Annotated in this window: 23 protein-coding genes; 15 read left to right on the top strand and 8 right to left on the bottom strand. The window is 70.2% G+C overall.

The genetic code is table 11. The annotated features are described in order from the left end of the window. Entirely contained in the window at window positions 1-165 is a 165-nt protein-coding gene (gene rpmG, locus OHT21_RS26270; RefSeq protein ID WP_009297985.1) for a 50S ribosomal protein L33, read from the bottom strand. A gap of 71 nt (window positions 166-236) precedes the next feature. Here rpmG and rpmB point away from each other — a divergent pair, with 71 nt between their 5' ends. From rpmB to OHT21_RS26255, 3 genes are all read left to right on the top strand, one after another. Further along, complete coding sequence (gene rpmB, locus OHT21_RS26265; protein ID WP_165338562.1) at window positions 237-473, top strand: 50S ribosomal protein L28; 237 nt, start codon at window positions 237-239, stop codon at window positions 471-473. Beyond that, on the top strand, window positions 473-778 hold the full coding sequence (gene rpsN / locus OHT21_RS26260; protein ID WP_165338561.1) for a 30S ribosomal protein S14: 306 nt from the start codon (window positions 473-475) through the stop codon (window positions 776-778). The genes rpmB and rpsN overlap by 1 nt, the downstream gene beginning before the upstream one ends. A 143-nt stretch (window positions 779-921) precedes the next feature. Then, complete coding sequence (locus tag OHT21_RS26255) at window positions 922-1,440, top strand: hypothetical protein (protein WP_328770778.1); 519 nt, start codon at window positions 922-924, stop codon at window positions 1,438-1,440. Window positions 1,441-1,463: 23 nt separating this feature from the next. On the opposite strand, the gene OHT21_RS26250 is transcribed toward OHT21_RS26255, so the two are convergent. Continuing rightward, a complete protein-coding gene (locus OHT21_RS26250; protein ID WP_328774228.1) occupies window positions 1,464-2,591 on the bottom strand; it encodes a DUF2786 domain-containing protein in 1,128 nt (375 codons plus the stop codon). 37 nt (window positions 2,592-2,628) lie between these two features. After that, entirely contained in the window at window positions 2,629-3,135 is a 507-nt protein-coding gene (locus OHT21_RS26245) for a hypothetical protein (protein ID WP_328770777.1), read from the bottom strand. Between the two features lie 124 nt (window positions 3,136-3,259). Between OHT21_RS26245 and OHT21_RS26240 the strand changes: the two genes are divergently transcribed. The 4 genes from OHT21_RS26240 (at window position 3,260) to OHT21_RS26225 (ending at window position 6,400) form a co-directional block, all read left to right on the top strand. Then, window positions 3,260-4,096, top strand: coding sequence for a helix-turn-helix domain-containing protein (locus OHT21_RS26240; RefSeq protein WP_328770776.1), 837 nt, complete (start codon window positions 3,260-3,262; stop codon window positions 4,094-4,096). Next, the gene (locus tag OHT21_RS26235) at window positions 4,093-4,350 is read left to right on the top strand and encodes a DUF397 domain-containing protein (RefSeq protein WP_328770775.1); all 258 of its coding nucleotides are present in this window, start codon (window positions 4,093-4,095) and stop codon (window positions 4,348-4,350) included. The genes OHT21_RS26240 and OHT21_RS26235 overlap by 4 nt, the downstream gene beginning before the upstream one ends. A gap of 115 nt (window positions 4,351-4,465) precedes the next feature. Next, a complete protein-coding gene (locus OHT21_RS26230) occupies window positions 4,466-5,062 on the top strand; it encodes a TetR/AcrR family transcriptional regulator (RefSeq protein WP_328770774.1) in 597 nt (198 codons plus the stop codon). 708 nt (window positions 5,063-5,770) lie between these two features. Further along, entirely contained in the window at window positions 5,771-6,400 is a 630-nt protein-coding gene (locus tag OHT21_RS26225; RefSeq protein ID WP_328770773.1) for a LysE family translocator, read from the top strand. A 58-nt stretch (window positions 6,401-6,458) separates the two neighbouring features. Here OHT21_RS26225 and OHT21_RS26220 read toward each other — a convergent pair whose 3' ends face one another. Further along, window positions 6,459-6,824: a YybH family protein gene (locus OHT21_RS26220; RefSeq protein WP_328770772.1), complete on the bottom strand. Its 366-nt coding sequence runs from the start codon at window positions 6,822-6,824 to the stop codon at window positions 6,459-6,461. Between the two features lie 98 nt (window positions 6,825-6,922). On the opposite strand from OHT21_RS26220, the gene OHT21_RS26215 reads away from it, so the two are divergent. The 3 genes from OHT21_RS26215 (at window position 6,923) to OHT21_RS26205 (ending at window position 10,426) form a co-directional block, all read left to right on the top strand. Then, window positions 6,923-7,804 (top strand): LysR family transcriptional regulator, encoded by an 882-nt coding sequence (locus OHT21_RS26215; RefSeq protein ID WP_328770771.1) that lies wholly within the window; start codon window positions 6,923-6,925, stop codon window positions 7,802-7,804. Between the two features lie 70 nt (window positions 7,805-7,874). Further along, window positions 7,875-8,609 carry a Clp protease N-terminal domain-containing protein gene (locus OHT21_RS26210; protein ID WP_328770770.1) on the top strand — a complete coding sequence of 245 codons (735 nt, stop codon included), beginning with the start codon at window positions 7,875-7,877 and terminating at the stop codon, window positions 8,607-8,609. Window positions 8,610-8,725: 116 nt separating this feature from the next. Continuing rightward, complete coding sequence (locus OHT21_RS26205; RefSeq protein WP_328770769.1) at window positions 8,726-10,426, top strand: bifunctional 3'-5' exonuclease/DNA polymerase; 1,701 nt, start codon at window positions 8,726-8,728, stop codon at window positions 10,424-10,426. Between the two features lie 354 nt (window positions 10,427-10,780). Here OHT21_RS26205 and OHT21_RS26200 read toward each other — a convergent pair whose 3' ends face one another. Beyond that, complete coding sequence (locus OHT21_RS26200) at window positions 10,781-11,629, bottom strand: glycosyltransferase family 2 protein (RefSeq protein ID WP_443050663.1); 849 nt, start codon at window positions 11,627-11,629, stop codon at window positions 10,781-10,783. Between the two features lie 322 nt (window positions 11,630-11,951). Between OHT21_RS26200 and OHT21_RS26195 the strand changes: the two genes are divergently transcribed. From OHT21_RS26195 to OHT21_RS26175, 5 genes are all read left to right on the top strand, one after another. Next, window positions 11,952-14,408, top strand: coding sequence for a SpoIIE family protein phosphatase (locus OHT21_RS26195; protein ID WP_443050662.1), 2,457 nt, complete (start codon window positions 11,952-11,954; stop codon window positions 14,406-14,408). A gap of 809 nt (window positions 14,409-15,217) precedes the next feature. After that, on the top strand, window positions 15,218-16,078 hold the full coding sequence (locus OHT21_RS26190; RefSeq protein ID WP_443050433.1) for a LacI family DNA-binding transcriptional regulator: 861 nt from the start codon (window positions 15,218-15,220) through the stop codon (window positions 16,076-16,078). An 89-nt stretch (window positions 16,079-16,167) separates the two neighbouring features. Further along, window positions 16,168-17,460: an ABC transporter substrate-binding protein gene (locus tag OHT21_RS26185; RefSeq protein WP_328770768.1), complete on the top strand. Its 1,293-nt coding sequence runs from the start codon at window positions 16,168-16,170 to the stop codon at window positions 17,458-17,460. Between the two features lie 20 nt (window positions 17,461-17,480). Continuing rightward, window positions 17,481-18,440, top strand: a complete 960-nt coding sequence (locus tag OHT21_RS26180) for a carbohydrate ABC transporter permease (protein WP_328770767.1) — start codon at window positions 17,481-17,483, stop codon at window positions 18,438-18,440. Next, the gene (locus OHT21_RS26175) at window positions 18,437-19,264 is read left to right on the top strand and encodes a carbohydrate ABC transporter permease (RefSeq protein WP_328770766.1); all 828 of its coding nucleotides are present in this window, start codon (window positions 18,437-18,439) and stop codon (window positions 19,262-19,264) included. The genes OHT21_RS26180 and OHT21_RS26175 overlap by 4 nt, the downstream gene beginning before the upstream one ends. Window positions 19,265-19,537: 273 nt before the next feature. Here the strand turns inward: OHT21_RS26175 and OHT21_RS44765 are convergent, their stop codons facing one another. The 3 genes from OHT21_RS44765 to OHT21_RS26165 all read right to left on the bottom strand — a co-directional run bounded on the left by OHT21_RS44765 (window position 19,538) and on the right by OHT21_RS26165 (window position 21,419). Next, window positions 19,538-19,822 (bottom strand): hypothetical protein, encoded by a 285-nt coding sequence (locus OHT21_RS44765; RefSeq protein WP_443050432.1) that lies wholly within the window; start codon window positions 19,820-19,822, stop codon window positions 19,538-19,540. 5 nt (window positions 19,823-19,827) lie between these two features. Next, the gene (locus tag OHT21_RS44760) at window positions 19,828-20,382 is read right to left on the bottom strand and encodes a DUF6397 family protein (RefSeq protein WP_443050431.1); all 555 of its coding nucleotides are present in this window, start codon (window positions 20,380-20,382) and stop codon (window positions 19,828-19,830) included. Between the two features lie 311 nt (window positions 20,383-20,693). Continuing rightward, window positions 20,694-21,419: a UPF0158 family protein gene (locus tag OHT21_RS26165; RefSeq protein WP_328770764.1), complete on the bottom strand. Its 726-nt coding sequence runs from the start codon at window positions 21,417-21,419 to the stop codon at window positions 20,694-20,696. Between the last annotated feature and the right edge of the window lie 199 nt (window positions 21,420-21,618).

Below are 21,618 nucleotides of genomic sequence, written 5' to 3'. Positions count from 1 at the left end.
TCAGCGCTCCTCTCGGAAGTCGACGTGGCGGCCCACCATGGGGTCGTACTTGCGCAGGGTCAGCCGGTCGGGGTCGTTACGCCGGTTCTTGCGTGTGACGTACGTGTAGCCGGTCCCGGCCGTGGACCGGAGCTTGATGACCGGACGGAGTTCGTTGCGTGCCATGTGGCTAGTATATGAAAACGGGTCCCGTTTCCAATAACGGGTCGCAGAGCGAACCAGAGAGGTACGTCACCATGTCCGCCCACTGCATGCTGACCGGAGCCCAACCCGGCTTCGGCAACACCATTTCCCACTCCCATCGGCGTACGTCCCGCCGTTTCGACCCCAACATCCAGAGCAAGCGCTACTGGCTGCCGAGCGAGGGCAGGCACGTACGGCTGAAGCTCAGCACCAAGGGGATCAAGACTGTCGACACGATCGGCATCGAGGCGGCCGTGGCCAGGATTCGTGCCCGTGGAGTGAAGGTCTGATGGCAAAGAAGAGCAAGATCGCGAAGAACGAGAAGCGCCAGGAGATCGTCGCGCGCTACGCCGCCCGCCGCGCCGAGCTGAAGGAGATCATCCGCCGACCGTCTTCCTCGGAGGCCGAGAAGCTCGCCGCCCAGGAGGAACTGCGCAGGCAGCCGCGCGACGCCAGCGCCACGCGCGTACGCAACCGGGACAGTGTGGACGGCCGTCCGCGCGGGTACCTGCGCAACTTCGGGCTCTCGCGGGTCAATCTGCGGAAGCAGGCGCACGCGGGCTTTCTGCCCGGTGTGCGCAAATCGTCCTGGTAGACGGCTCCTTACGGTCCTGTCGGTCCTGGGTGGACGGTCCTGGTATACGCACTGGTAGCTTGCGGTCGTTACCAGCTTGCGGTCGATACCAGCGTGTGGTCGTTCGGCGACCCGCTTCTTCGGCCAGACCCTTGGGGGCTTCAGTGACTTCGGCGACCTTCTCGCGCAGGCAGGCGCGGATCGCGTCCGTGGCGGCGGGGCTGGCTGCCGCGCTCGTCCTGACCGGGTGCAGCGGCAGCGATGACGGAGGCGGGGACGAGGCCTCGTCCCCGGAGCCGAGCGCGGCGGCCAGCTCGGCTGACGCCGACGGAGGCTCCGGCGGTGGTTCCGGTGGGGGTGCGGCCGGGGCCGACGGGCTGCAAGGCAGCTGGGTCGCCTCGAAGGAGGGCAAGCTCGTCGCGTTGATGGTCGACGGTTCGAAGGCCGCGCTGTTCTCGACGGGCGGGTCCGTGTGCAGTGGGACCGCCGGGGAGGCCTCGGGCGAGCAGAAGATCGCCCTGAAGTGCACCGACGGCAACAAGGACCGGGCCGCGGGCGTGATCGACTCCGTCAACTCCTCGACCATGAAGGTCACATGGGAGGGGTTCGGGGAGGAGACGTACACGCGGTCGGAAGACGGGAAGTGGCCTGAGGGGTTGCCTACGGCGAGCCTGGGGTCGTGAGCTCTTCTTCCGATGTCTGCTGGTCAGGGCAGTTGCTGATGTCGCTCGACCTGGGCCCGGTCCGCCGCCTCGGCGCCCTGGGTCCAGCCCGCCGCGTCGTTGACGCCGCGCAGGCGGGTCGTGGTCATCTCCGGGAACATGCGGTCCGTTCGGTCGCTGACCGCGGCCTCGCGGGTGGCGAGGACCGGGAGGAGGTCCTCGGTCACCTGGGTTTCGGTGGCGGACTTCAGGCGGGTGGCGATGCGGTGCGCGTACGCCGCCAGGAACGACTGCCGGAAGGTTTTCGTACGGCGGCGACCGGACGCGCGGGCGGCTGCCTCCGCCTTCGTCATCGCGGCGGTCGCCTGCACGAGCAGTGAGGTGTGGAGGAGTTCGACGGCCTCCAGATCCGCTTCGAAGCCGACCACCGTGGAGAAGCCGAGGGCTTCGTTCCATACGGTGCGGCAACGGTTCGCTGCGGCGACCGCGTCGAGGAGGGTGGCCTTGGCCGTCTCGTACGGCGGGTCGATCCCGATCCGGCACGCGCCGGGTGCGTCGGCGGATGCGGGGGTGCGCGCCGCGAGCAGCGCCTCGTCGATGCTGTGGCGCGCCATCAGCTCCTGAGCCTTGGCGGTGAGCGCCTCCGCCTCCTCCGGGTAGCCGGTCGCCTCCGCCTTGGCGAGTAGGGCGCGGATACGGGGGAGGATGCGAGACTCGGGCGCCTGCCGCTCCCCCGGTGGCTTGTGGGACGGCTTGGCGGTCGAGTCGTCGAGTGGTTCGAGGGGTGGCAGGCGGAGGAGCAGGCGGTAGAGCTCCAGGACGGCGGTCGCGTACGAGAAGCGGTCCGTGCGCTCGGTTTGTACGTCGCTGGAGTCCAGGTCTTCGAGTTGGGCCGCCCATCGGCGTCCGCGCGGCTGCTTGTGGCGGGCCTCCGCACTGAGGATCAGGCGCGACACCAGGCGTACGTGCGTTTCGTCCAGTTCGCGTCGCACGATCCGTACGACATCGGCGGGCTGCCAGCCGCGCCGCCATGCCGTGGCGATGAACTCCTCGCCGCGCTGGGCGAGTTCGGCGTCCGCCGAGGGGTCGGCGGCGAGCAGGGACGCGCCGGTGTCGAGGGCCGTGTCGGTCTCGGCGTACAGGGCGGTTTCGAAGGCGCGGTCCACGGTCATGGTGCCGGGCGTACTCGTACTCACGTGTTCGATCGTGTCACGGCTCTTCGGGGTGGAGGGCGCCGCGCAGGAGCAGTGCGTGTACGAGGTGATCGCGCGTCGTCGGCCGGTAACGCCATGTCAGCGGCCAGGTGAGGCCGTTGAGGGCGGGGACCGGGATGTACGAGACGCGGTTCGGGCCGGCGGTGAGACGGGTGACGCCGTCGGGCCAGGACCGGTAGGACGTACTGCCGACCGGCACGAGGAAGTAGACCGCGCGCCTCCCGTTCGCCTCCTCGACCACCGGGCCCGGGATGCCGCCGGTCATCCGCGCGAGGCGGTCGGCGAGGGCTCGGCCTTCGTCGCCGTCCACGCGTACGGCGTCGAACTGGACGCCGGCTTTGCGGAGTTGGATGCCTCTGGCGGGGATCCAGTCCGGAGTCCCGTCGGGGATTTGGTCAGGGATCTCAGGGTCGGGTTCGGGGATCTCTTCAGGGGCCTCGTCGGGGATTTCGGGGTCGAGTGGGGGCTCGTCGAGGTTTGCCTCATCACTTTGCGTATTCATGCGGACAGTTTCCGTAGGCGCGGCTAGCGTTTCCATGACTTTGCGTTGCCGGTCGGCCACGGTCGGGAGCGAGTGGTGGCGGGTTGGGACCGGTTGGTTTCGGTTGAGTGCGGAGGTGACCGCAATGGCGCGGGCGGAGAACAAGACGGAAGCGGGCGGTACGGCGCGCATGGTGGCCGCCCTGGCGAAGGCGCTGCGTGAGCAACGAGGCCTCTCCCAGGAGCAGTTGGGGAAGCTGATCGGGTACACGGCGGCGGCGATCAGCGCGATGGAGACGTGCGCGCAGCCCGCGAGCGATCAGATGCTCGTCAAGCTGGAGGAGGTGCTTGGGGGCGGGCTGGGGGTGTTCGAGAAGGCGCGGGCGTTGATGCGGTTGGAGAAGTACCCGGCGCAGTTCAAGGACTACGTGCTGCTGGAGCAGCGTGCGCTGACGCTCTCCACGTACGTGACGTTCGTGGTCCACGGCCTCTTCCAGACCGAGGAGTACGCTCGCGCGCTGATCGGCGGCGGCTATCCGCCCCACAAGGACGAGCGCGTCGAGGAACTGGTCGAAGCACGGTTGGCGCGGCGGGCACTGTTCGACCGCGATCCAACAGTGCTGATCGAGCTGGTCGTTGAGGAATCCGCGCTACGGCGCACCATCGGCAGCAACAAGATCATGCACGGGCAGCTCCTGCACCTCGCGGAGTGCTCCAGGCGTCGCAATGTGATGCTCCAGGTACTGCCGATGGACTGCGGGCTGGACGGTGAACACGCGGGCTGCCGCGGCGATATGACGCTGGTGGAAACCCCCGAGCACGAAGACCTCGCCTACCTGGAACCCCAGGACGAGAGCATCCTTGTGAGCGACCCCTCAAAGGTGACGACGTACGCACAGCGCTATGCGAAGATCCGCTCACAGGCCCTGGGCCCACGAGAATCGCTGGGCCTCATCGAGCGGTTGGCAGGAGAACGGGAATGAGCGGCACCCTTCGGTGGTTCAAGTCGAGCTACAGCAATGACAGCGGCGGCGCTTGCCTCGAAGTCGCGTACGACTGGCACAAGTCGTCGTACAGCAGCGACAGCGGCGGCGAATGCGTCGAGATAGCCACCTGTCCCCAAGCCCACGCCACCACCATCCACATCCGCGACTCCAAGAACCCTGGCGGCCCAACCCTCACCGTCACCCGCGACGCCTGGACCCCCCTCCTCACCACCCTTCGCGCGAAAATGTGACACTCGCACCCCCATGTGTCACATTTCCGCGCACACACCCCTACCCCTCCACCCCTCTGGGTGAGCCACGGCCGGTCCGGGCACGGCCCCGCCGTCGTCACGGCAGGCTGCACGCATGAGCCTCCATGCGCCGCCGGGAGTCGGCACCGTCTACCGAGCCGTACTCGCCACACTGGCCGAGCACGGCCCGCGCCGTCCGCCCATCGCGGAGATCGCACGACGGGCCGCCACCAGCCGCCAGTACCTCTACCGAAACTGGCCGGACTCCCGGCTCCTCATCCAGAAGGCCTGCGAGTCAGAACTGGACCGCCTGCTGGACGTGGCCGGCTGCACCGGCGGCACACTGCCCCAGCCCTGCCGCCTACCAGCGCAGATCGTGCACGCGGCCCGGCTGCTACGCGAACACCCCGTAACCCAAGCGACCGCCCGCACCAGCCCCGACCTCCTCCTCACCGCCCTGACAGAACCGACCACCACACTGCACACCCGAGCCCTGCACTGGCTCCAAGCAGGCCTCTACCTGTGGCGCCCCGGCCCGGACGACGCGGCCCTGGCCCGCACCCTCTTCACCGTGACGGCCCCCTTCGCCCTCGTACCCCCACCATCGGACAACCTCTCCGACCGCCAACTCCTCGACACCCGCCTGACCACGGCCCTACACACCTGCCTGAGCCTCGACCCGGCGGCGATGCCGAATTCGCGGAGGTGTTAGTTGCGGACCACACCGCTGGAATCTGGTGCTCTGCGTTTGGCGTCCACGTGAACCCACTCGATCAAGTGAGTCTCAAACAGCATGGCGGCAAATTCTGGATCCCATCCCAAACTCAAGTCCGGCATTATCCGCTGGCTACGGATGAACGTGACCTGGGAACGGCGTTCATCGTGAAGGCTGCACTGGCCCATACGCCGTCCTCGCGATGCTCAAGAACTAGGTCGTGAAGAGCCCCAGAATCCTCTTCGGAGGCAAGCTGGTCGCGGATCTTTTCTTCCGCAGAAACCTGGAATCTGGCGAGCCACTATCGTGGCGATATTCCATCGCGCGGCTCCTGATCTGCCAAAATCCGGCCTCCTTCTCGAAGATCACTCCATGAAGGCCGTGATGATGCCTACCGGATGCCCATCCTGGGCCGGCAAACTGCCTCCACGCGATGGCCTGATGTCGGCGACAGGAAGGGCATCGACTCCTTCGCCCTCTTGTTATGGATATAGGCGTTTGCCACGCCTGTCCGCGTTGTGACACACGACGACTCGGTGAGCATCTCGAAGAAAGTCGACGCCTACTCGGCCTCGGCGACCGGGTGAGGTCGAGCTCGGGACGGTCGTGGAGCCGAAGCGCGAATCCTCCCAACCGCCGTAGGCACCCCGTTTCAGTTCGTGAAATTGGGTCGCGTCCCGTAGATGCGGCGGAAAGTATGCGCGCATGGTCGACACATCCCTCTACGCAGCGTTTCTGGTGGCCGCACTCGCGTTGGTTGTGAGTCCAGGGCCCGACATGATGTTCATCGTGGCGATGGGCGGCCGGGGTGGTCCGGTCGCGGGGGTGATGGCCGCGGCCGGGGTCGCCTTCGCGATGCTGGTGCATGCGGTGGCCGCGATGCTGGGGCTCTCGGCGTTGTTCACCGCCCTGCCGACCTTGTACCACGTACTGCGCTGGGTGGGAGCGGCGTATCTGCTCTACCTCGCGGTCAAGGCGTTCCGGGATCGCTCCGTGCCGGTCGAAGAGGGCGGCACCGTCGGGCCGGGCCGGCGGCGCGCCTTCTGGCAGGGGGCGGTCACCAATCTGCTCAACCCGAAGGTGATCCTCTTCAACGTGGCGTTTCTGCCGCAGTTCGTGAACCCCGAACTCGGCCATGTCATGGGCCAGTTCCTCACCCTCGGCGTCACCCTGGTCGTCATCGGATTCGCCGTCGACGCCTCGGTCGGCCTGCTCTCCGGGCGCCTCTCCAACCTGCTGCGCCGCAGTCGGCGCGTAGCCCGGGGCCTGAACATCTTCAGCGGGGCGGTCTTCACGGGGCTCGCGGTGCGACTGCTGGTGGCTTCGCCGAAGTAGCAGGCCCGGGCAACAACCGCGAACTTCAGCGCGAAGACGGCGATGTTGCCCGAGGTGTTCAGCGGAAGGGAGGGACGAACTCCGGCTGGTCGAGGAGGCGTAGCCAGCTTCCGTCGGGCTGGCGGCGGACGACCTGTGCTCGGGCGCCGGACCCGTCCTTCGGCGGGGTCGAGGTGAGGGCGAAATCGCCGCTGACCAGCGTGGGCAGCGGTTGTTCCGGCTCGAATTGGGGGCGGTTGGCCAGCACCTTTTCCCACAGCGCGTGGATCGCCTCCCGTCCCACCGTCAGTTCGCCGGGCGGGTAGGCCAGCACTGCGTCCTCTTCGTACAGTGCGGCGACCCCGGCAGCGTCACCGGCGTTGGACCGCTCGACGAAAAAGCGGGTGATGTCTTCGGGGCGCATGGCCTTCTCGTACTCCGGCACGGGTACCTCCTGACGTCGGGCTTCGGTGCCTTCCAGCCTGGTCAGCCGCCGCTCAGAAGTCCAACAGATGGTTCTTATGGAATCTAGAATTGCCAGTCATGGAACTGAGGCAGTTGGAATACCTCGTCGCGGTCGCCGAAGAACAGAGCTTCACTCGGGCGGCCGCGCGGGTACACATCAGCCAGTCCGGCGTCAGCGCCCAGATCCGCCAGTTGGAGCGCGAACTCGGCGCCGAGTTGTTCGACCGGTCAGCCCGCACGGCCACCCTTACTGCCGCGGGAAAGGCCGCGCTGGAACACGCCCGCGCCGCGCTGGCCGCAGCCGGTGCGGTCGGCCAAGCGGTGGGCGAGGTCACCGACCTGATCCGGGGTCGGCTCACGGTTGGGATGGTCATCGGCTGCACCGTCACACCGCTGTTCGACGCTCTCGCCACCTTTCACCGGGCGCATCCCGGTGTGGAGATCTCGCTGCTGGAGGACAACTCCGACCGACTCGTCGAGGGCGTTCGCGCCGGCACCATCGACCTGGCTCTCATCGGGACCGCAGCCCCCACCCCCCACGGGCTGAACGCGCTGAACATCATCAGCGAGCGGCTCGTCGTGGCGGTTCCGGCCGGGCACCCCCTGGCGGACCAGCGGCGGGTCGCTCTGCGCGACTTGGCGGCCCACCCAATCGTGTGCATGCCACTCGGCACCGGCCTACGTACGGTATTCGACCATGCCTGCGCTGCACAGAGCCTCCAACCCGCGATCGCGCTGCAAGCCAGCTCCGCGGACGCCATTGCCGACCTGGCCGCCCGCGGGCTCGGCGTCGCCATCCTCAGCAACTCGATGGCCGCGAATTACGGCGACCGGCTCATCGCCCGCACCATCGACGACGTCGAAACATCAGCGTTGCTCGCCCTGATCTGGAAGAGCACGCGCGGCCCCGCCCTGCGTGCATTGCTCGTGCACAGCCGCCACGCATTCACAGAATCCTGAGGGGGTAGCCACCCAGACGGTTGTCAACTCAAGGTTGACACCCATTCCACTGTCAACCTACGGTTGACGCATGACCGAGAACTCAGCTGTCACGGCATCCGTACGTCTCGACGACCTCATCGAAGCCATCAAGAAGGTCCACACCGACGCGCTCGACCAGCTCCAGGACGCGGTGATCGCCGCGGATCACCTCGGCGACGTGGCCGATCACCTGATCGGTCACTTCGTGGACCAGGCCCGGCGTTCGGGCGCGTCCTGGACGGACATCGGCAAGAGCATGGGGGTCACCCGGCAGGCCGCCCAGAAGCGGTTCGTGCCGAAGGCGGAGTCGGACCTCGACCCGAGCCAGGGCTTCAGCCGCTACACGCCACGAGCCAGGAACGTGGTGATCGTCTCCCAGAACGAGGCCAATACCGCGGGCAACGACCAGATCCGCACCGAGCACCTGGTCCTCGGCCTGATCGCCGACCCGGAGGGCCTCGGGGCGAAGGCCATCACGGCGCAAGGCGTCACCCTGGACGCCGTGCGCGAGGCGGCGACCGCCGCCCTGCCGCCGCGCGCCGAGGACGTACCCGCACTCATCCCCTTCGACGGCAACGCCAAGAAAGCCCTCGAACTCACCTTCCGCGAGGCCCTCCGGCTCGGCCACAACTACATCGGCACGGAGCACATCCTGCTCGCGCTGCTGGAGCACGAGGGCGGCACGGGCGTACTCAGCGGACTGGGCCTGGACAAGGCGGCGGCCGAGGCCAGCATCGCGAAGTCGCTGGAGAAGGTGGCGCAGGCGCTCCAGGAAGAGGCCTGAGCAGGACTGGAACGGGACTGAAGCAGGACTGAAAGCGCAGGTCACGGGCCTGCCAGGCCCTCAGCAGTTCGGCCGGCGCCGCCCCGTTGTCAGACCCTCCTGCGAGACTCGCCATCATGACCGACCGGTGGGCTCTCGCGCCGGCCGAGGAGGGCGGAGCCGAGCTCGCCCCCCTCGGCCCGGACGGGCTGCCCGCGAGGCCGGTCGTGAAGGAGCCGGACCTCGTCACGGCCGTGCGCACCCGGCCGCAGGTCGCCCGCTGGGTGTGGCGGGCGACGAGCGAGGTCTACCCCCGGCTCCTCGACGCGGGCGTCCGCGTCGAGCGGTGCTACGACATCGAGGTCGCCGAGAACCTCCTGCTCGGCCACGAGGGGCGGCTCGGCGAACCCCGGTCGGCGGCAGCCGCGTCGGCCAGGCTGCGCGGCGGCCCCGTACCGCCGGATCCGCCGCAGCGTTCCGCCGAACCGGGCTCGCAGTCCTCCCTGTTCGAGCCACGCCCCGTACACGTACCGCTGGAACAGCTCATAGAGGTGTACGCGGATCAGCAGCGGCGTCACGACGCGACCGCGCACCCCGACCGGACGCGGCTGCTGACCGCCGCCGAGTCGGCGGGCACGCTGGTGGCCGGCGAGATGAACGCGTCCGGGCTGCCGTGGAGCGCGGAGGTGCACCGCGAGGTGCTGCACGAGCTGCTGGGCGAGCGGTACGCGGGCGGGGGCGAGCCCAAGCGGCTTGCCGAGCTGACGGACGAGGTGTCGGCCGCGTTCGGGCGCCGGGTGCGGCCCGATCTGCCCGCCGATGTGGTCAAGGCCTTCGCGCAGGCCGGGATCAAGGTGAAGTCCACGCGCCGGTGGGAGATCGAGGCCGTCGAACATCCCGCCGTGAAGCCACTGCTGGAGTACAAGACGCTGTACCGCATCTGGGTCGCGCATGGCTGGTCGTGGCTGCAGGACTGGGTGCGGGACGGGCGGTTCCGGCCGGAGTACCTGCCGGGCGGGACGGTCACCGGGCGCTGGGTGACCAATGGCGGAGGCGCGCTGCAGATCCCCAAGGTGATCCGCCGCGCCGTGATCGCCGACCCGGGCTGGCGGCTCGTCGTGGCGGACGCCGACCAGATGGAGCCGCGCGTCCTGGCCGCGATCTCGCGCGACCCGGGCCTGATGGAGGTCGCCGGGCGGGAGACCGACCTCTACCAGTCCGTCTCCGACCGCGCCTTCGCCGGCAACCGCGACCAGGCAAAACTCGCGGTGCTCAGCGCGGTGTACGGCCAGACCTCCGGCGACGGCCTCAAGAACCTCGCCGCGCTGCGCCGCCGCTTCCCCAGAGCCGTCGCGTACGTGGACGAGGCGGCGCGGGCGGGCGAAGAGGGACGGCTCGTGCGTACGTGGCTGGGGCGGACGTGTCCTCCGGCGGTGGGCGGCGCCGACTCGGCCGAGGAGGCGGGGATTCCGCAGGACGAGCCGCCTGTCGAGCGCGTTGCCCCCGCCGACGGCGACGAGTGGGTGCCGGGCTACGCGTCCACCAACTCCCGCGCGCGTGGCCGCTTCGCCCGTAACTTCGTCGTCCAGGGCAGCGCCGCCGACTGGGCCCTGCTGCTGCTCGCCGCGCTACGGCGCAGCTGCTCGGGACTCGCCGCCGAGCTGGTCTTCTTCCAGCACGACGAGGTGATCGTGCACTGTCCGGCCGAGGAGGCGGACACGGTGGTGGCCGCGATCCGGGAGGCGGCTGGGCTGGCGGGCCGACTGACGTTCGGCGAGACGCCGGTGCGGTTTCCGTTCACGACGGCGGTGGTGGAGTGCTATGCGGACGCCAAATAAGCAGGTGCGCTCCGCTGGGGAACGGTGATGAATCTGCGGCCCGGTGGGGGCTGGTCGCTCTCCCACTCTCGGCTTCTCCCCACTCCCGGCTTCGCTCGATCGGGGGGACCCCCATGAGCGGGGGACCCCCATGAGCGGGGGACCCCCATCGCGGCGGAGCCGCAAAATGTCACAGCCCCGTGCCCCTGTCGGGGCCTGCGGCCCCTCAAGAGGGCCGCAGGCTCGATCGGGGGTAGCCCCACCATTGCGCCGGAGCCGCATACGTCGCGGCCGCGCGCCCTTTGGGGGCCTGCGGCCCCCGCGGGGCGGGGTTACCGCGCCGGACTTCGCAAAGGCCGCCCAGGTCGGCGGACCTCAGATGACCGGTGGTCGGCCCAGGCGGGCCAGACGCCACACCGTTCGCCAGCGCATCGGGCGCCGTTCGCCGCCCGGCTGCCTCAGGCCCTCCACGAAGCCGCCGAACCAGGCGCGCAGGCCGCCGACGGAGCGCGTGCGCAGGAGGGTCAGGGTGATCCAGACGGCCAGATGGACGGGGATGAGCGGGAGGGGCAGCCGACGCCGGGTCAGCCAGACGCGGTTGCGTGCGGTGACGCGGTGGTAGATGGCGTGCCGGGCGGGCGAGGTCTTGGGGTGCTGGAGCAGCAGCTCGGGTACGTAACGGATGGTCCAGCCGGCGTCCGCGGCCCGCCACGCCAGGTCGGTCTCCTCGTGCGCGAAGAAGAACTCCGCGGGCCAGTCGCCGATCTGCGCGAGCATCTCCATCGAGAAGGCGTGCGCACCCCCGAGGAAACCCGTCACAAGTCCGCCGCGCAGGGGGTCCTTGGCGCCGAGCCGGGGCACATGGCGCCGCTGGGTCTCGCCGTGCTCGTCGGCGATGCGAAAGGCCACGATGCCGAGACGCGGATCGGCGGCGTACAGGTCCCGTACCTTGCTGAGGACGTCGGTGTCGACGAGCAGACCGTCGTCGTCCAGCTCGACGACGACGTCCACGTCGCCGAACTCCCGCAGCTGCCGCAGCGCTACGTTCCGGCCGCCCGGGCAGCCGAGGTTCTCGTCGAGCTCGATGGCCGTGACCTCGCAGGGGAGGCCGGTGAACTCGGGCAGCGGGCAGCCGTTCCCCACGATGACGACTCTGGCCGGCGGGAGGTCCTGCTTGGCCACCGAGACCAGCAGCGCTTCGACCTCCGCGGGCCGGTTCCCCATGGTCACCACGGCGACAGCGATCCGCGGTTCGACCGACACAATGCCCACCCCACTCACTCGACAACGGGGACGATGCTAGCCGTTAACGGTAAGGACGTCTTAAGTACACCTTGAGTTGGAGGCTGCGTCGGCGGGCCGGAGCGGGCAGCCGATCCAGGCTCCCCTTCGGGGTACGTACGGCGACCAAGATGCGCTCACGGTGCGCGGTCTTCGTACGGGCCTCGTACGGTCATCGGCGCATTCGTTCTACACGCGGGTCCGACTTGTCCGTTCAGTCCTCAGCGCGCACGCTGAGGACTAACCGGGACTATCTCTGACATGACTGGCGCGAATTGAGCGAACGATGGACACCGCCGGCACCGCCACAGCCACCATCAGCCCTCAGGGCATCGTCACGGGCTGGAGCGAAGGAGCTCGCCGGCTGCTGGGCTACAGCGCACCGGAGATCGTGGGGCGCCGCGCGGCCGACCTGCTCGCCACGGTGGGACTCTCCGACGCCACCGGTTACGCCTTGGCCGCCTCGCGGGAATGGAGCGGCACGGCAGCCCTCCGCCACCAGGACGGTCACCGCCTCGATCTGACCCTGCACTCCACTCCCTCGCTGGACCGGGGCGGCGAGACCGAGGCGTACCTCGTGACCGCCACCACGGACGCGCCCGGGCCGGCGTACGACCGCGAGGTGGACGGCGGCGAGGTGGACGGCGGCGAGGTGGTGGAGTGGGCCTTCGCCCAGTCCTCGATCGCCCTGTCCGCGTTCACCAAGGACGCGGGCGGGTGGCGCGCTGCCGCGTCAGCACAGTGCGGCGAGGATTACACGAACGAGGGAGCCGAAGAGGGCGGAGTAGACGCAGAGGACGCCGGTGACGAGGGCGATGAGGGCGACGAGGCGTTCCTGCGGCACATCGACCAGGTCGCCGAGCAGGCGGCGCCGACGCGTTACGAGCGCTCCACACCGGCCCGGTCCGCCCTCCGTGAGCACGCCCGCGTCACCGAGATGTGGCCCGTCCGGGATCCCGCCACCGGCCGCGTGTGCGGGGTCGGCACCGCCACGTTCGACAGCAGCGAACAGCACTGGGCGCGGCAGCGGCTGGCCCTGCTGAACGAGGCGGGCACCTGTATCGGGACGACCCTGGATGTGACCCGTACCGCCCAGGAACTCGCCGATCTGGTCGTGCCCCGGCTCGCCGACTTCATCAGCGTGGACCTGCTCGACTCCGTGACCCGCGGGGACGAACCGGTCGCCGGCCCGGTCGACGCGGACGTGGAGCTACGGCGCATCGCGCACGCCTCCGGCTCCGAGGACTCGCCCGAGGCGGTGGTCGACCTCGGCGAGGCCGACACCTACCCCCCGTACTCGCCGCCGGCGCGCTGTCTGGCGACCGGGCGGGCGGTGCTCAGCGGGGCGGACGATCCCGACTTCGTGCGGTGGATCGAGCAGAGCGAGGCCAGGAGCGCGAGCGTACGCGGGCACGGTTTCCACTCGATCATGGCGGTTCCGCTGCGGGCCCGCGGGATCACGCTCGGGGTGGCCGTGTTCGCCCGGGGCCGGTCCTCGGAACGCTTCGAGGAGGACGATCTGGTGCTCGCGGAGGAGCTGGCGGGGCGGGCGGCCGTCGGCGTGGACAACGCGCGGCGCTACACCCGCGAGCGCAGCAACGCGCTCACGCTCCAACGCAGCCTCCTGCCGCGGGACTTCCCCGAGCAGGCGGCCGTCGAGGTCGCGTTCCGCTACCTGCCGGCCGGTTCGGGGGCCGGAGTGGGCGGCGACTGGTTCGACGTGGTGCCGCTGTCCGGGACGCGGGTCGCCCTGGTCGTAGGGGACGTGGTCGGTCACGGGCTGCACGCCTCGGCGACCATGGGGCGGCTGCGTACGGCGGTACGTACGCTCGCCGACGTCGATCTGCCGCCGGACGAGCTCCTCACCCACCTCGACGACCTGGTCACCCATCTCTCCTCGGACGACGACATCCTCTCCGCGGACCTGCCGGACCCCAGTGAGTTCGGCGAGATCGGCGCCACCTGTCTGTACGCCGTCTACGATCCGGTCTCGCGCGTGTGCACCCTGGCCAGCGCCGGCCATCCGCCGCCCGCCGTGCTGCGGCCCGACGGCACGGTCACCCTGGTCGAGCTCTCCCCCGGGCCGCTCCTTGGGGTCGGCGGGCTGCCCTTCGAGTCCACCGAGATCGAACTGCCCGAGGGTTCCCTGCTCGCCTTCTACACGGACGGACTGATCGAGGCCCGCGACCATGACGTCGGTGCCGGAATCGACCGGCTCTGCAAGGCCCTCGCCTCCCCCGTGCCCTCGCTCGACGTCACCTGCGACGCCATCCTCAAGGCTCTGCTGCCCGACGCCTGCGACGACGACGTGGCCCTCCTTCTCGCGCGCACCCGCGCGCTGCACGCCGACCAGGTCGCCGCCTGGGCCCTGCCGTCCGACCCGGCGATCGTCGCCGCCGCCCGCGCCCAGACCTCCCGTCAACTGGCGACCTGGGGTCTGGAGGACGCGGCGTTCATCACCGAGCTGGTGGTGAGCGAACTGGTCACCAACGCCATCCGGTACGGAGCGGTCCCCATCGGCCTGCGGCTCATCCGCGACCGCGCCCTGATCTGCGAGGTCTCCGACGCCAGCAACACGGCGCCCCATCTGCGCCGCGCCCGCGTCTTCGACGAGGGCGGCCGCGGCCTGCACATGGTCGCCCAGCTCACCCAGGGCTGGGGCACCCGCCAGACCGCCACGGGCAAAACGATCTGGGCCGAACAACCACTCCCGGTCAGCTGAAGATGACCGGACGAACGGGCGGGCCGGGGAGAGGGACGGGGGGTGCCGGCCCGGAGCGTGAGGATGGCGGACCGGGGCTTGAGGACAGCGACCCGGGACGCGACGACGGCGGCCGGGGCCGGGGCGGCGGCGGCCGGGACCACGAGGACGGCCGCCCGGAGCGTGAGGACAGCGGCCGGGACCGTAAGGGCGACGGCCCAGGACGTGAGGCCGACGGCCCGGGGCGTAAGGCCGACAGCCCAAGGTCCAGGGGCGACGCGGGGCGCGAGGATGCCAGCCCCGGGTCCGGGGGCAGCCCAAGGTCCGGGGACGGCGCAGGGCCCGGCGGCGGCCCAAGATCCGGGGGCAGCCCAGGGTCCGGGGGCGACGCAGGGCCCGGCGGCGGCCCAAGATCCGGGGGCAGCCCAGGGTCCGGGGGCAGCCCAGGGTCCGGCGGCGACGCAGGGCCCGGCGGCGGCCCAAGATCCGGGGGCAGCCCAGGGTCCGGGGGCAGCCCAGGGTCCGGCGGCGACGCAGGGCCCGGCGGCGGCCCAAGATCCGGGGGCAGCCCAGGGTCCGGCGGCGACGCAGGGCCCGGCGGCGGCCCAAGATCCGGGGGCAGCCCAGGGTCCGGGGACGGCGCAGGGCCCGGCGGCGGCCCAAGATCCGGGGGCAGCCCAGGGTCCGGGGACGGCGCAGGGCCCGGCGGCGGCCCAAGATCCGGGGGCAGCCCAGGGTCCGGGGGCGGCGCACCGGGCACCGGAAGTGGCCGTACGCACACCCTCGGGCTGCTCTACCCGCCCGCCGGACGCGGCCGGCACTACACCGGCATGCAGCTCGACTTCATCGGCGGAGTGGCCGAGGCCGCCACTGAGTACGGCTACGACCTGTTGCTCTCGCCGAGCGGGTCCGAGGACGAGCCCTCGTTCCAGCGGATTCTCGCCGAGCGGCAGGTGGACGGGCTGATCGTGATGGAGATCCGGCGGGACGACGACCGGGTCGAGCATCTCGCCAAGGCGGGGTTTCCGTTCGTCACCATCGGCAGGAACCGGCGGGCGGAGGAGACCGGATGGGTCGATCTGGACTTCGCGGGGCTGTCGGCCAGTTGCGTACAGCACCTCGTTGATCTGGGGCACAGCCGGATCGCCTTCGTCAATCGGTCGCGACAGCTCTTCGAGAGCGGCTACGGCTTTGCGCACCTCGCGCTGGAGGGCTACACCGAGGCCACGGAGCGACTGGGGCTCACCCCGCACGCGTACCTCTGCGACGACGACACCGCCGGAGGCGAGGCGGTACTGGAGCGGATCCTGCGGGACGACCCGGCGACCACCGCGATCGTCACCATGAACGAGGCGGCCCTCGCCGGCCTCTACCGCGGGCTCATCCGGCACGGCCGTGCCGTACCCCGGGACTTCTCCGTCGTCGGCGTGGCGGCCGGGCGCTGGGCGGAGCAGGTGACACCGGAGCTCACCGCCGCCGAGATCCCGGCCGCGGAGATGAGCCGGGTCGGTGTCGAGCTGATGATGGAACGGCTCACCTCACCCGACGCCCCTCCCCGGCATGTGCTGCTGAAGCCGCTGATCTCACTGCGCGCGAGTACGGGCAGGTGCAGGCCGGTGCCCGGTGCGGAGCCGGAGCCGGCGCTCCCCGAGTTTCCCGACATACCGGACTTCCCGGGTTCCGATTTCTGAGCCCGAGTACATGCGTTCATGAATCCCTGAACCGAGTCCATGAAGTCCACGAAGGGGAGCGCCGCTCCCCACGCCGATGGGAGCCTCGTATGCCGTCCACCCTTGACCGTCGTGCATGTGACCGCCGTACGTTTCTGCGTGCCGCGGGTGCGGGAGCCGCCGCCCTCGGCACGGCCGGTGCCCTCGCGTCCTGCGGGAATTCCGAAACCACCGAAGCCGCCGGAAAGCGAAAGCAGGGCCGCGGGGAGACCACCACCCTCACCTGGTGGGACTACTTCACCCTGGAGAACTTCCAGCCCGGCATGAGAGCCCTCATCGAGGACATCGAGGCGGGCGTCCCGGACGTACGCATCAGACGCCGCACCTTCCCCTTCGCGGACCTGGAACGGCAGATCACCCTGGGCGCGGTCTCCGGCGATCTCCCGGACATCGCCATCGTCGACAACGTCTCGATGAACTCCCTCGGCGGCAGCGACCTGCTGGCCGACCTCACCGAGCGGGTCGAGGAGTGGGGACAGGCGGACCAGTACTACGAGGGTCCCTGGGCCGGCTGCCAGGTCGACGGCAAGACCCTCGGCATCCCCAACAACAGCAACTGCCTCGCCCTGTACTACAACACCGAGATCCTCCGGTCCGCGAACGTGGAACCCCCCACCACCTGGGACGAACTGGCCGCCGCGGCACAGCGGTTGACCAGCGGGAACCGGTTCGGTCTGGCGATGAGCGCGATCAGGACCGAGGAGGGCGTCTTCCAGTTCCTGCCGTTCCTGTGGCAGACCGGCGGCGACCTGGACACCTTCGCCACCGACGGCGAGACCGCGCTGGCCTTCCTCGACGACCTGGTCGCCAAGGGTTCGCTGTCCGAGCAGTGCGTGGGCTGGACCCAGCAGGACGTCAACACCCGGTTCATCGACGGGCGCGCCGCGATGCAGATCAACGGACCGTGGCAGATCCCCACCCTGGAGAAGGCGACGGATCTGGAGTGGAGTGTCGTCGCGCTCCCCCGTGACAAGGAGTCCGCCACCTGCCTGGGCGGCGAGAACTGGGTGGTGATGGCGAGCAGCGAGAAGCAGGACAAGGCGTGGGAGGTGCTGGAGTACACGCAGCGCCGGTCGGTCCTGGTGCCGTACCTGGAGTCGTTCGGCAACCTCCCGTCCCGCAAGGACCTTGCCGACGCGGGCACTTGGGCCTCCGAACCGGCCAAGCGGCTCTTCCTCGACCAGCTGTCCCTCGCCCGTCCGCGCACATACGGGCCGGGCTACCCGGACATCTCCCGTGCCGTCGCCGACGCCGAGCAGGCCGTACTCACCGACTCCGCCGCGCCCTCGGCCGCGGCGCGGACCGCCGCCGGGAAGATCGACGAGGCGCTGGAGCGGCGGTGAGACCACCCCGTACCACCGCTGTGAGACCACCCCGCACCGCCGCTCCACACCGCCGAACCTTCGCGCTACGCCCGTCCCGTACGCCCTCGGCCCGCCTGAGACGCACCGGGTATCTCTTCACGCTCCCCGGCCTGGCCTTCCTCGCCCTCTTCCTGGCGTACCCCCTGCTCTACAACGCCTGGACCTCCGTGCACGACGTGGGCCTGAGCGGTCTGCTAGGCGGAGCCACGCGGTTCAACGGGCTCGCGAACTACCGGGCCACCGTCTCCGACCCGGACTTCTGGCACGCGGCCCGCCTCTCAGTGGTGTTCACGGTGGGCTCGCTGCTGTTCCAGTTCACGATCGGCTTCGCCCTGGCCCTGCTCTTCGCCCGGCCCTTCCCGCTCAACGGCCTGCTCCGGTCACTGCTCCTGGTGGCCTGGCTGCTGCCCCCGGTCGTCAGCGGCACCCTCTTCCGCTGGATGCTCGACGGCGAGTCCGGCGCGTACAACGCCCTGCTGCGCGCCATCGGCCCGGACACCCTGGCGCGCGACTGGCTCATCGACCCTGGCACCTCCCTGGCCGGGGTCGTCTTCGCGAACGTATGGGTCGGCGTGCCCTTCAACATGCTGCTGCTCCTGGTCGGACTGCACACCATCGACCCGGAGCTGCACGAGGCGGCCGCCATCGACGGGGCGGGCGCCTGGCAGCGGTTCCGCTGGATCACGCTGCCGCTGATACGGCCCGTCTCGGTGACGGTGCTGCTGCTCGGCCTCGTCTACACCTTCAAGGTCTTCGACCTCATCTTCGTGATGACGGGCGGCGGCCCGGTCGACGCCACCACCGTCCTTTCGCTTTATGTGTACGAGGTCTTCTTCAGGTTCTTCCGGTTCGGCGAGGGCGCCGCCGCCGGACTGCTGCTGCTCGTCGTACCGCTGCTCGCGGGCATCGGCTACGTACGGCGGCTGCGCCGGGAGGAACGGGAGGAAAGTGCCGTATGAAACCGGCGCGCCGCCCCTGGCTGCTCACGGCGACCGCCACGCTGATCTGCGCCGCCTTCCTGCTGCCGGTCTACTGGATGCTCAACACCAGCCTCACGGAGCCGGACCGGATTCTGGGCGAGTCCCCGAGGTGGATCCCCGCACCCGCCACCACCGAGAACTACTCGGCGGCACTGGACGACGACGCCCTCCTCCAGGCCCTCTTCAACAGCCTGGTGATCTCCAGCGGAGTCGTCGCCCTCACCCTGCTCTTCGGCGTCCCCCTCAGCTACGCGCTCGCCCGGGTCCGGATGCGCGGCTCCGGCACCATGGTGCTCGCGCTCCTCGTCGCCCAACTGCCGCCCAGCATCGTGCTGGCGGCCCCGCTGTTCATCCTCGAACGCCGGGCCGGCATCGACGACACGTACATCGGCCTGATCGCCGCCGACACCACCCTCACCCTGCCGTTCGCGGTGATCGTGCTGCGTCCCGTGCTGCAGGGCGTGCCTCGGGACGTGGAGGAGGCCGCGCTGGTCGACGGCTGCGGGCTGATGGGCGTACTGCTCCGGATCGTCCTGCCGCTCATGGTGCCCGGCCTGGTGGCGGTGGCCGGGCTCTCCTTCCTCATCGGCTGGGGCGAGTTCGTCTTCGGCCTCACCCTCGCCCAGGAGCCCTCCGTACAACCCGTCACCGTCCTCCTCAACTCCTTCGTCGGCCAGCACGGGACCGCGTGGGGAGCGCTGATGGCCACGGCGACGCTCGTCTGCGTTCCGGTGGTGTGCGTGTTCGCGATCTTCCAGCGGTTCATCGTGGGCGGGCTGACGGCGGGGAGCATCAAGGGCTGAGGGTCTGGGGAGGGTTGGCGCGGGGGTGGGCGGGCGTGCGCCGGGACCGGTCCCCGGGGTTCTGAGATCCTCGCGGTACCGCCGACCGCCGACATCCCCATGCCCCGCGAGCTCGTACACGACCGGATCGAAGTCGTCGGCGCCGCGCGCGTACGGCCCTGTGTACGGCTTTCCCCCAAGAGCAACGTTCTCGCCGTGGCGGGCGAGGGCACCACCGTCAACCTGTACGACCTCGCCCCCCGGGAATGGGTCCCCACCAGAACCATGGGTTCCCTACGACGCCACGACCTGGCAGAAGTGACCAGGCTCCAGCGCTACCCGGGCCTCGGCCACACGGCCCGACAGGCCCTGGACCTGCTCTCGGCCTGCCTGATCCACCGCTTCCAGCACGACTACGCCATCCGGCACGTCAACTGGGACACCGGTGCCTACGAGTTCGAGGCCCTGGTGGAGGCGGGCACCGCCTATCCCACCGAGGACCCGGTGAAGACCCTCACGGTCAAGGCGGTGCACGAGGGCCAGCGCCGCCTGGGCCTCGGCGTCTACGAACTCGCCCACGCCACCTACCGCGACGCCGGCGCCGACCTGGAGATCGCCTTCGACGCAGGCGGCGGCGCCCGCACCGTGGCGGTCACCCCCAGCAACGCCAACAACGCTCCATGCTCTGGCTCAACGAGGACAGCCCCACGTTCCTGGAGGCCAACCCTCCGGCCAGGAGCCGGGCAGCCGGGCAGCCGGGCCCCGAACAGTTCGGGACGACGCTCGGGCAACTGGCGCGCGCCAGCGGCCGAGTACTGCCAGACCTCGGCGTGACAGCGGTTGGTGTACGACCGGACCGGCCGGATGGCCCCGGCGCGCGCCAACTGGTCGAAGCGATGCCTGCTGATCCCCGCGAGCCCGGCAGTCTCCGTCGCGTGCACCAGGCGGGTGAGTTCGGCGAGTTCACCCGGGGCCGCGCGCCATCGGACGACCTCGCCGGCTCTGACGCACAGCTCGCCCCCGCTCCAGCACGTACGGATCACGCCGTGCTCGATCCCCAGAGTGAACTCCTCCCGCCTGAGGCCGAGTTCCCTGCGTGCCGCTTCGAGAGTGAGGCACTGCGCTGCCGTACCGGTCATGATGTCGCTCCCCCGTGATCACCGTGCTTCCCACTGTGACACCTGGGTCTGACAATGGGTGACCACTCCGTCACTGGAGGCGATCTGAGGCTGAGACAACCAGGCCTCCCGGCGCCGCGTGCCCACCCCGTGTGCTCCGTTCGCTTCGCGTACGCCTTTGTGCAGGGGGCCGATGAAGCGGCCGGGTCCGGGGCCGCTGCGAGCCGGTGGTAGCGGCTTCATCAGTCCCGACCTCAGGCCGGCCCTTCGCGGCATCCGGCTGCTGCTGGACCCGGTTCAGTTGCGGACGAAGCGGCCCGCGATGAGGCGCGTCAAAGTCGCTGTACGGGAAGCCGCGGGCAGTAGCCCTCCTCTGCCAGCCAGGCGCGGGCGCGGCCGCGCTGTCGTTCGTCGGTGAAGCGGTGGTAGCGACGCCAGGCGCGCTCGTCGCGGGCCAGGACGTCCTTGAAGCGGCGGAAAGCGCCCCGCCCGGCGATGGCGATCCGGAGCCGGTCGGCGAGCGCGGCGTCGTCGAGCCCGTCGATGAACAGCTCCATGTCCCGGTAGGCGGGCCGGGAACCCAGGTTGGGCACGTTCAGCCAGCGCTCGGGATCGTCCAGTTCCGCGGTCTCGGGCCCGAACTCGTCGGTGAACTCCGGCCAGCACTCCCCGGTCGTCAGATCGAGCCGGCCGCCGGACTCCGCCGGGTCGCCCTCCAGCACCATGGCCAGCATCTCCAGATCGACCGCGAGGGGGCGCAGAAAGGGGATCGCCGCATGTCCCATGGCCGCGCGCAACCGATCGGCCAGCTCCTCATCACCCCGAAAGCCACGCTCCTCGAGCGCACCGACGAACGAGGCCGCCGTATCCCCAGCCCCCGGCACCCCCCTCGCCGCAGCCCCGGCCACACCATCACCGGCCAACTGCAACACCTCACGCTCGGGTCCCCGGCGCAACGCGGCAAGCAGCGCCACCCCGTCCTGGGCATGCACGGCGACACGTACGGCCTGCAGCCCGGCCTCGTCCCATTCCTCGGCTTCTCTGGCTTCCTCGACCACGACCCGACGGTAGCGCGCCACCGAGGAGGGCCGCCAAGGACGTACGAGACCCGGGGGGCGCGGCCCGTTCCGGCCGTGAGACGCCGACCGGACCGCAGCCCGTTCCCGCCGTGGGGCGCCGCGCCGGTACGGGACCCGTCAGGCGCCGCAAGCCCCGTCCCCAGGAGCCCCGGCGTCGCGAGCCCCGGCAATGTGCCCG

It is taken from the genome of Streptomyces sp. NBC_00286 (assembly GCF_036173125.1).
In the GTDB taxonomy this organism is placed as follows: Bacteria; Actinomycetota; Actinomycetes; order Streptomycetales; family Streptomycetaceae; genus Streptomyces.
This window is presented reverse-complemented; position numbering and strand designations above follow the sequence as displayed.

Bases quoted from the DNA above. Each gene is read 5' to 3' on its own strand.
- rpmG (WP_009297985.1), bottom strand. From the start codon at position 165: ATGGCACGCAACGAACTCCGTCCGGTCATCAAGCTCCGGTCCACGGCC.
- rpmB (WP_165338562.1), top strand. From the start codon at position 237: ATGTCCGCCCACTGCATGCTGACCGGAGCCCAACCCGGCTTCGGCAAC.
- rpsN (WP_165338561.1), top strand. From the start codon at position 473: ATGGCAAAGAAGAGCAAGATCGCGAAGAACGAGAAGCGCCAGGAGATC.
- OHT21_RS26250 (WP_328774228.1), bottom strand. From the start codon at position 2,591: ATGACCGTGGACCGCGCCTTCGAAACCGCCCTGTACGCCGAGACCGAC.
- OHT21_RS26245 (WP_328770777.1), bottom strand. From the start codon at position 3,135: ATGAATACGCAAAGTGATGAGGCAAACCTCGACGAGCCCCCACTCGAC.
- OHT21_RS26240 (WP_328770776.1), top strand. From the start codon at position 3,260: ATGGCGCGGGCGGAGAACAAGACGGAAGCGGGCGGTACGGCGCGCATG.
- OHT21_RS26235 (WP_328770775.1), top strand. From the start codon at position 4,093: ATGAGCGGCACCCTTCGGTGGTTCAAGTCGAGCTACAGCAATGACAGC.
- OHT21_RS26230 (WP_328770774.1), top strand. From the start codon at position 4,466: ATGAGCCTCCATGCGCCGCCGGGAGTCGGCACCGTCTACCGAGCCGTA.
- OHT21_RS26225 (WP_328770773.1), top strand. From the start codon at position 5,771: ATGGTCGACACATCCCTCTACGCAGCGTTTCTGGTGGCCGCACTCGCG.
- OHT21_RS26215 (WP_328770771.1), top strand. From the start codon at position 6,923: ATGGAACTGAGGCAGTTGGAATACCTCGTCGCGGTCGCCGAAGAACAG.
- OHT21_RS26210 (WP_328770770.1), top strand. From the start codon at position 7,875: ATGACCGAGAACTCAGCTGTCACGGCATCCGTACGTCTCGACGACCTC.
- OHT21_RS26205 (WP_328770769.1), top strand. From the start codon at position 8,726: ATGACCGACCGGTGGGCTCTCGCGCCGGCCGAGGAGGGCGGAGCCGAG.
- OHT21_RS26200 (WP_443050663.1), bottom strand. From the start codon at position 11,629: ATGGGGAACCGGCCCGCGGAGGTCGAAGCGCTGCTGGTCTCGGTGGCC.
- OHT21_RS26190 (WP_443050433.1), top strand. From the start codon at position 15,218: ATGCAGCTCGACTTCATCGGCGGAGTGGCCGAGGCCGCCACTGAGTAC.
- OHT21_RS26185 (WP_328770768.1), top strand. From the start codon at position 16,168: ATGCCGTCCACCCTTGACCGTCGTGCATGTGACCGCCGTACGTTTCTG.
- OHT21_RS26175 (WP_328770766.1), top strand. From the start codon at position 18,437: ATGAAACCGGCGCGCCGCCCCTGGCTGCTCACGGCGACCGCCACGCTG.
- OHT21_RS44760 (WP_443050431.1), bottom strand. From the start codon at position 20,382: ATGACCGGTACGGCAGCGCAGTGCCTCACTCTCGAAGCGGCACGCAGG.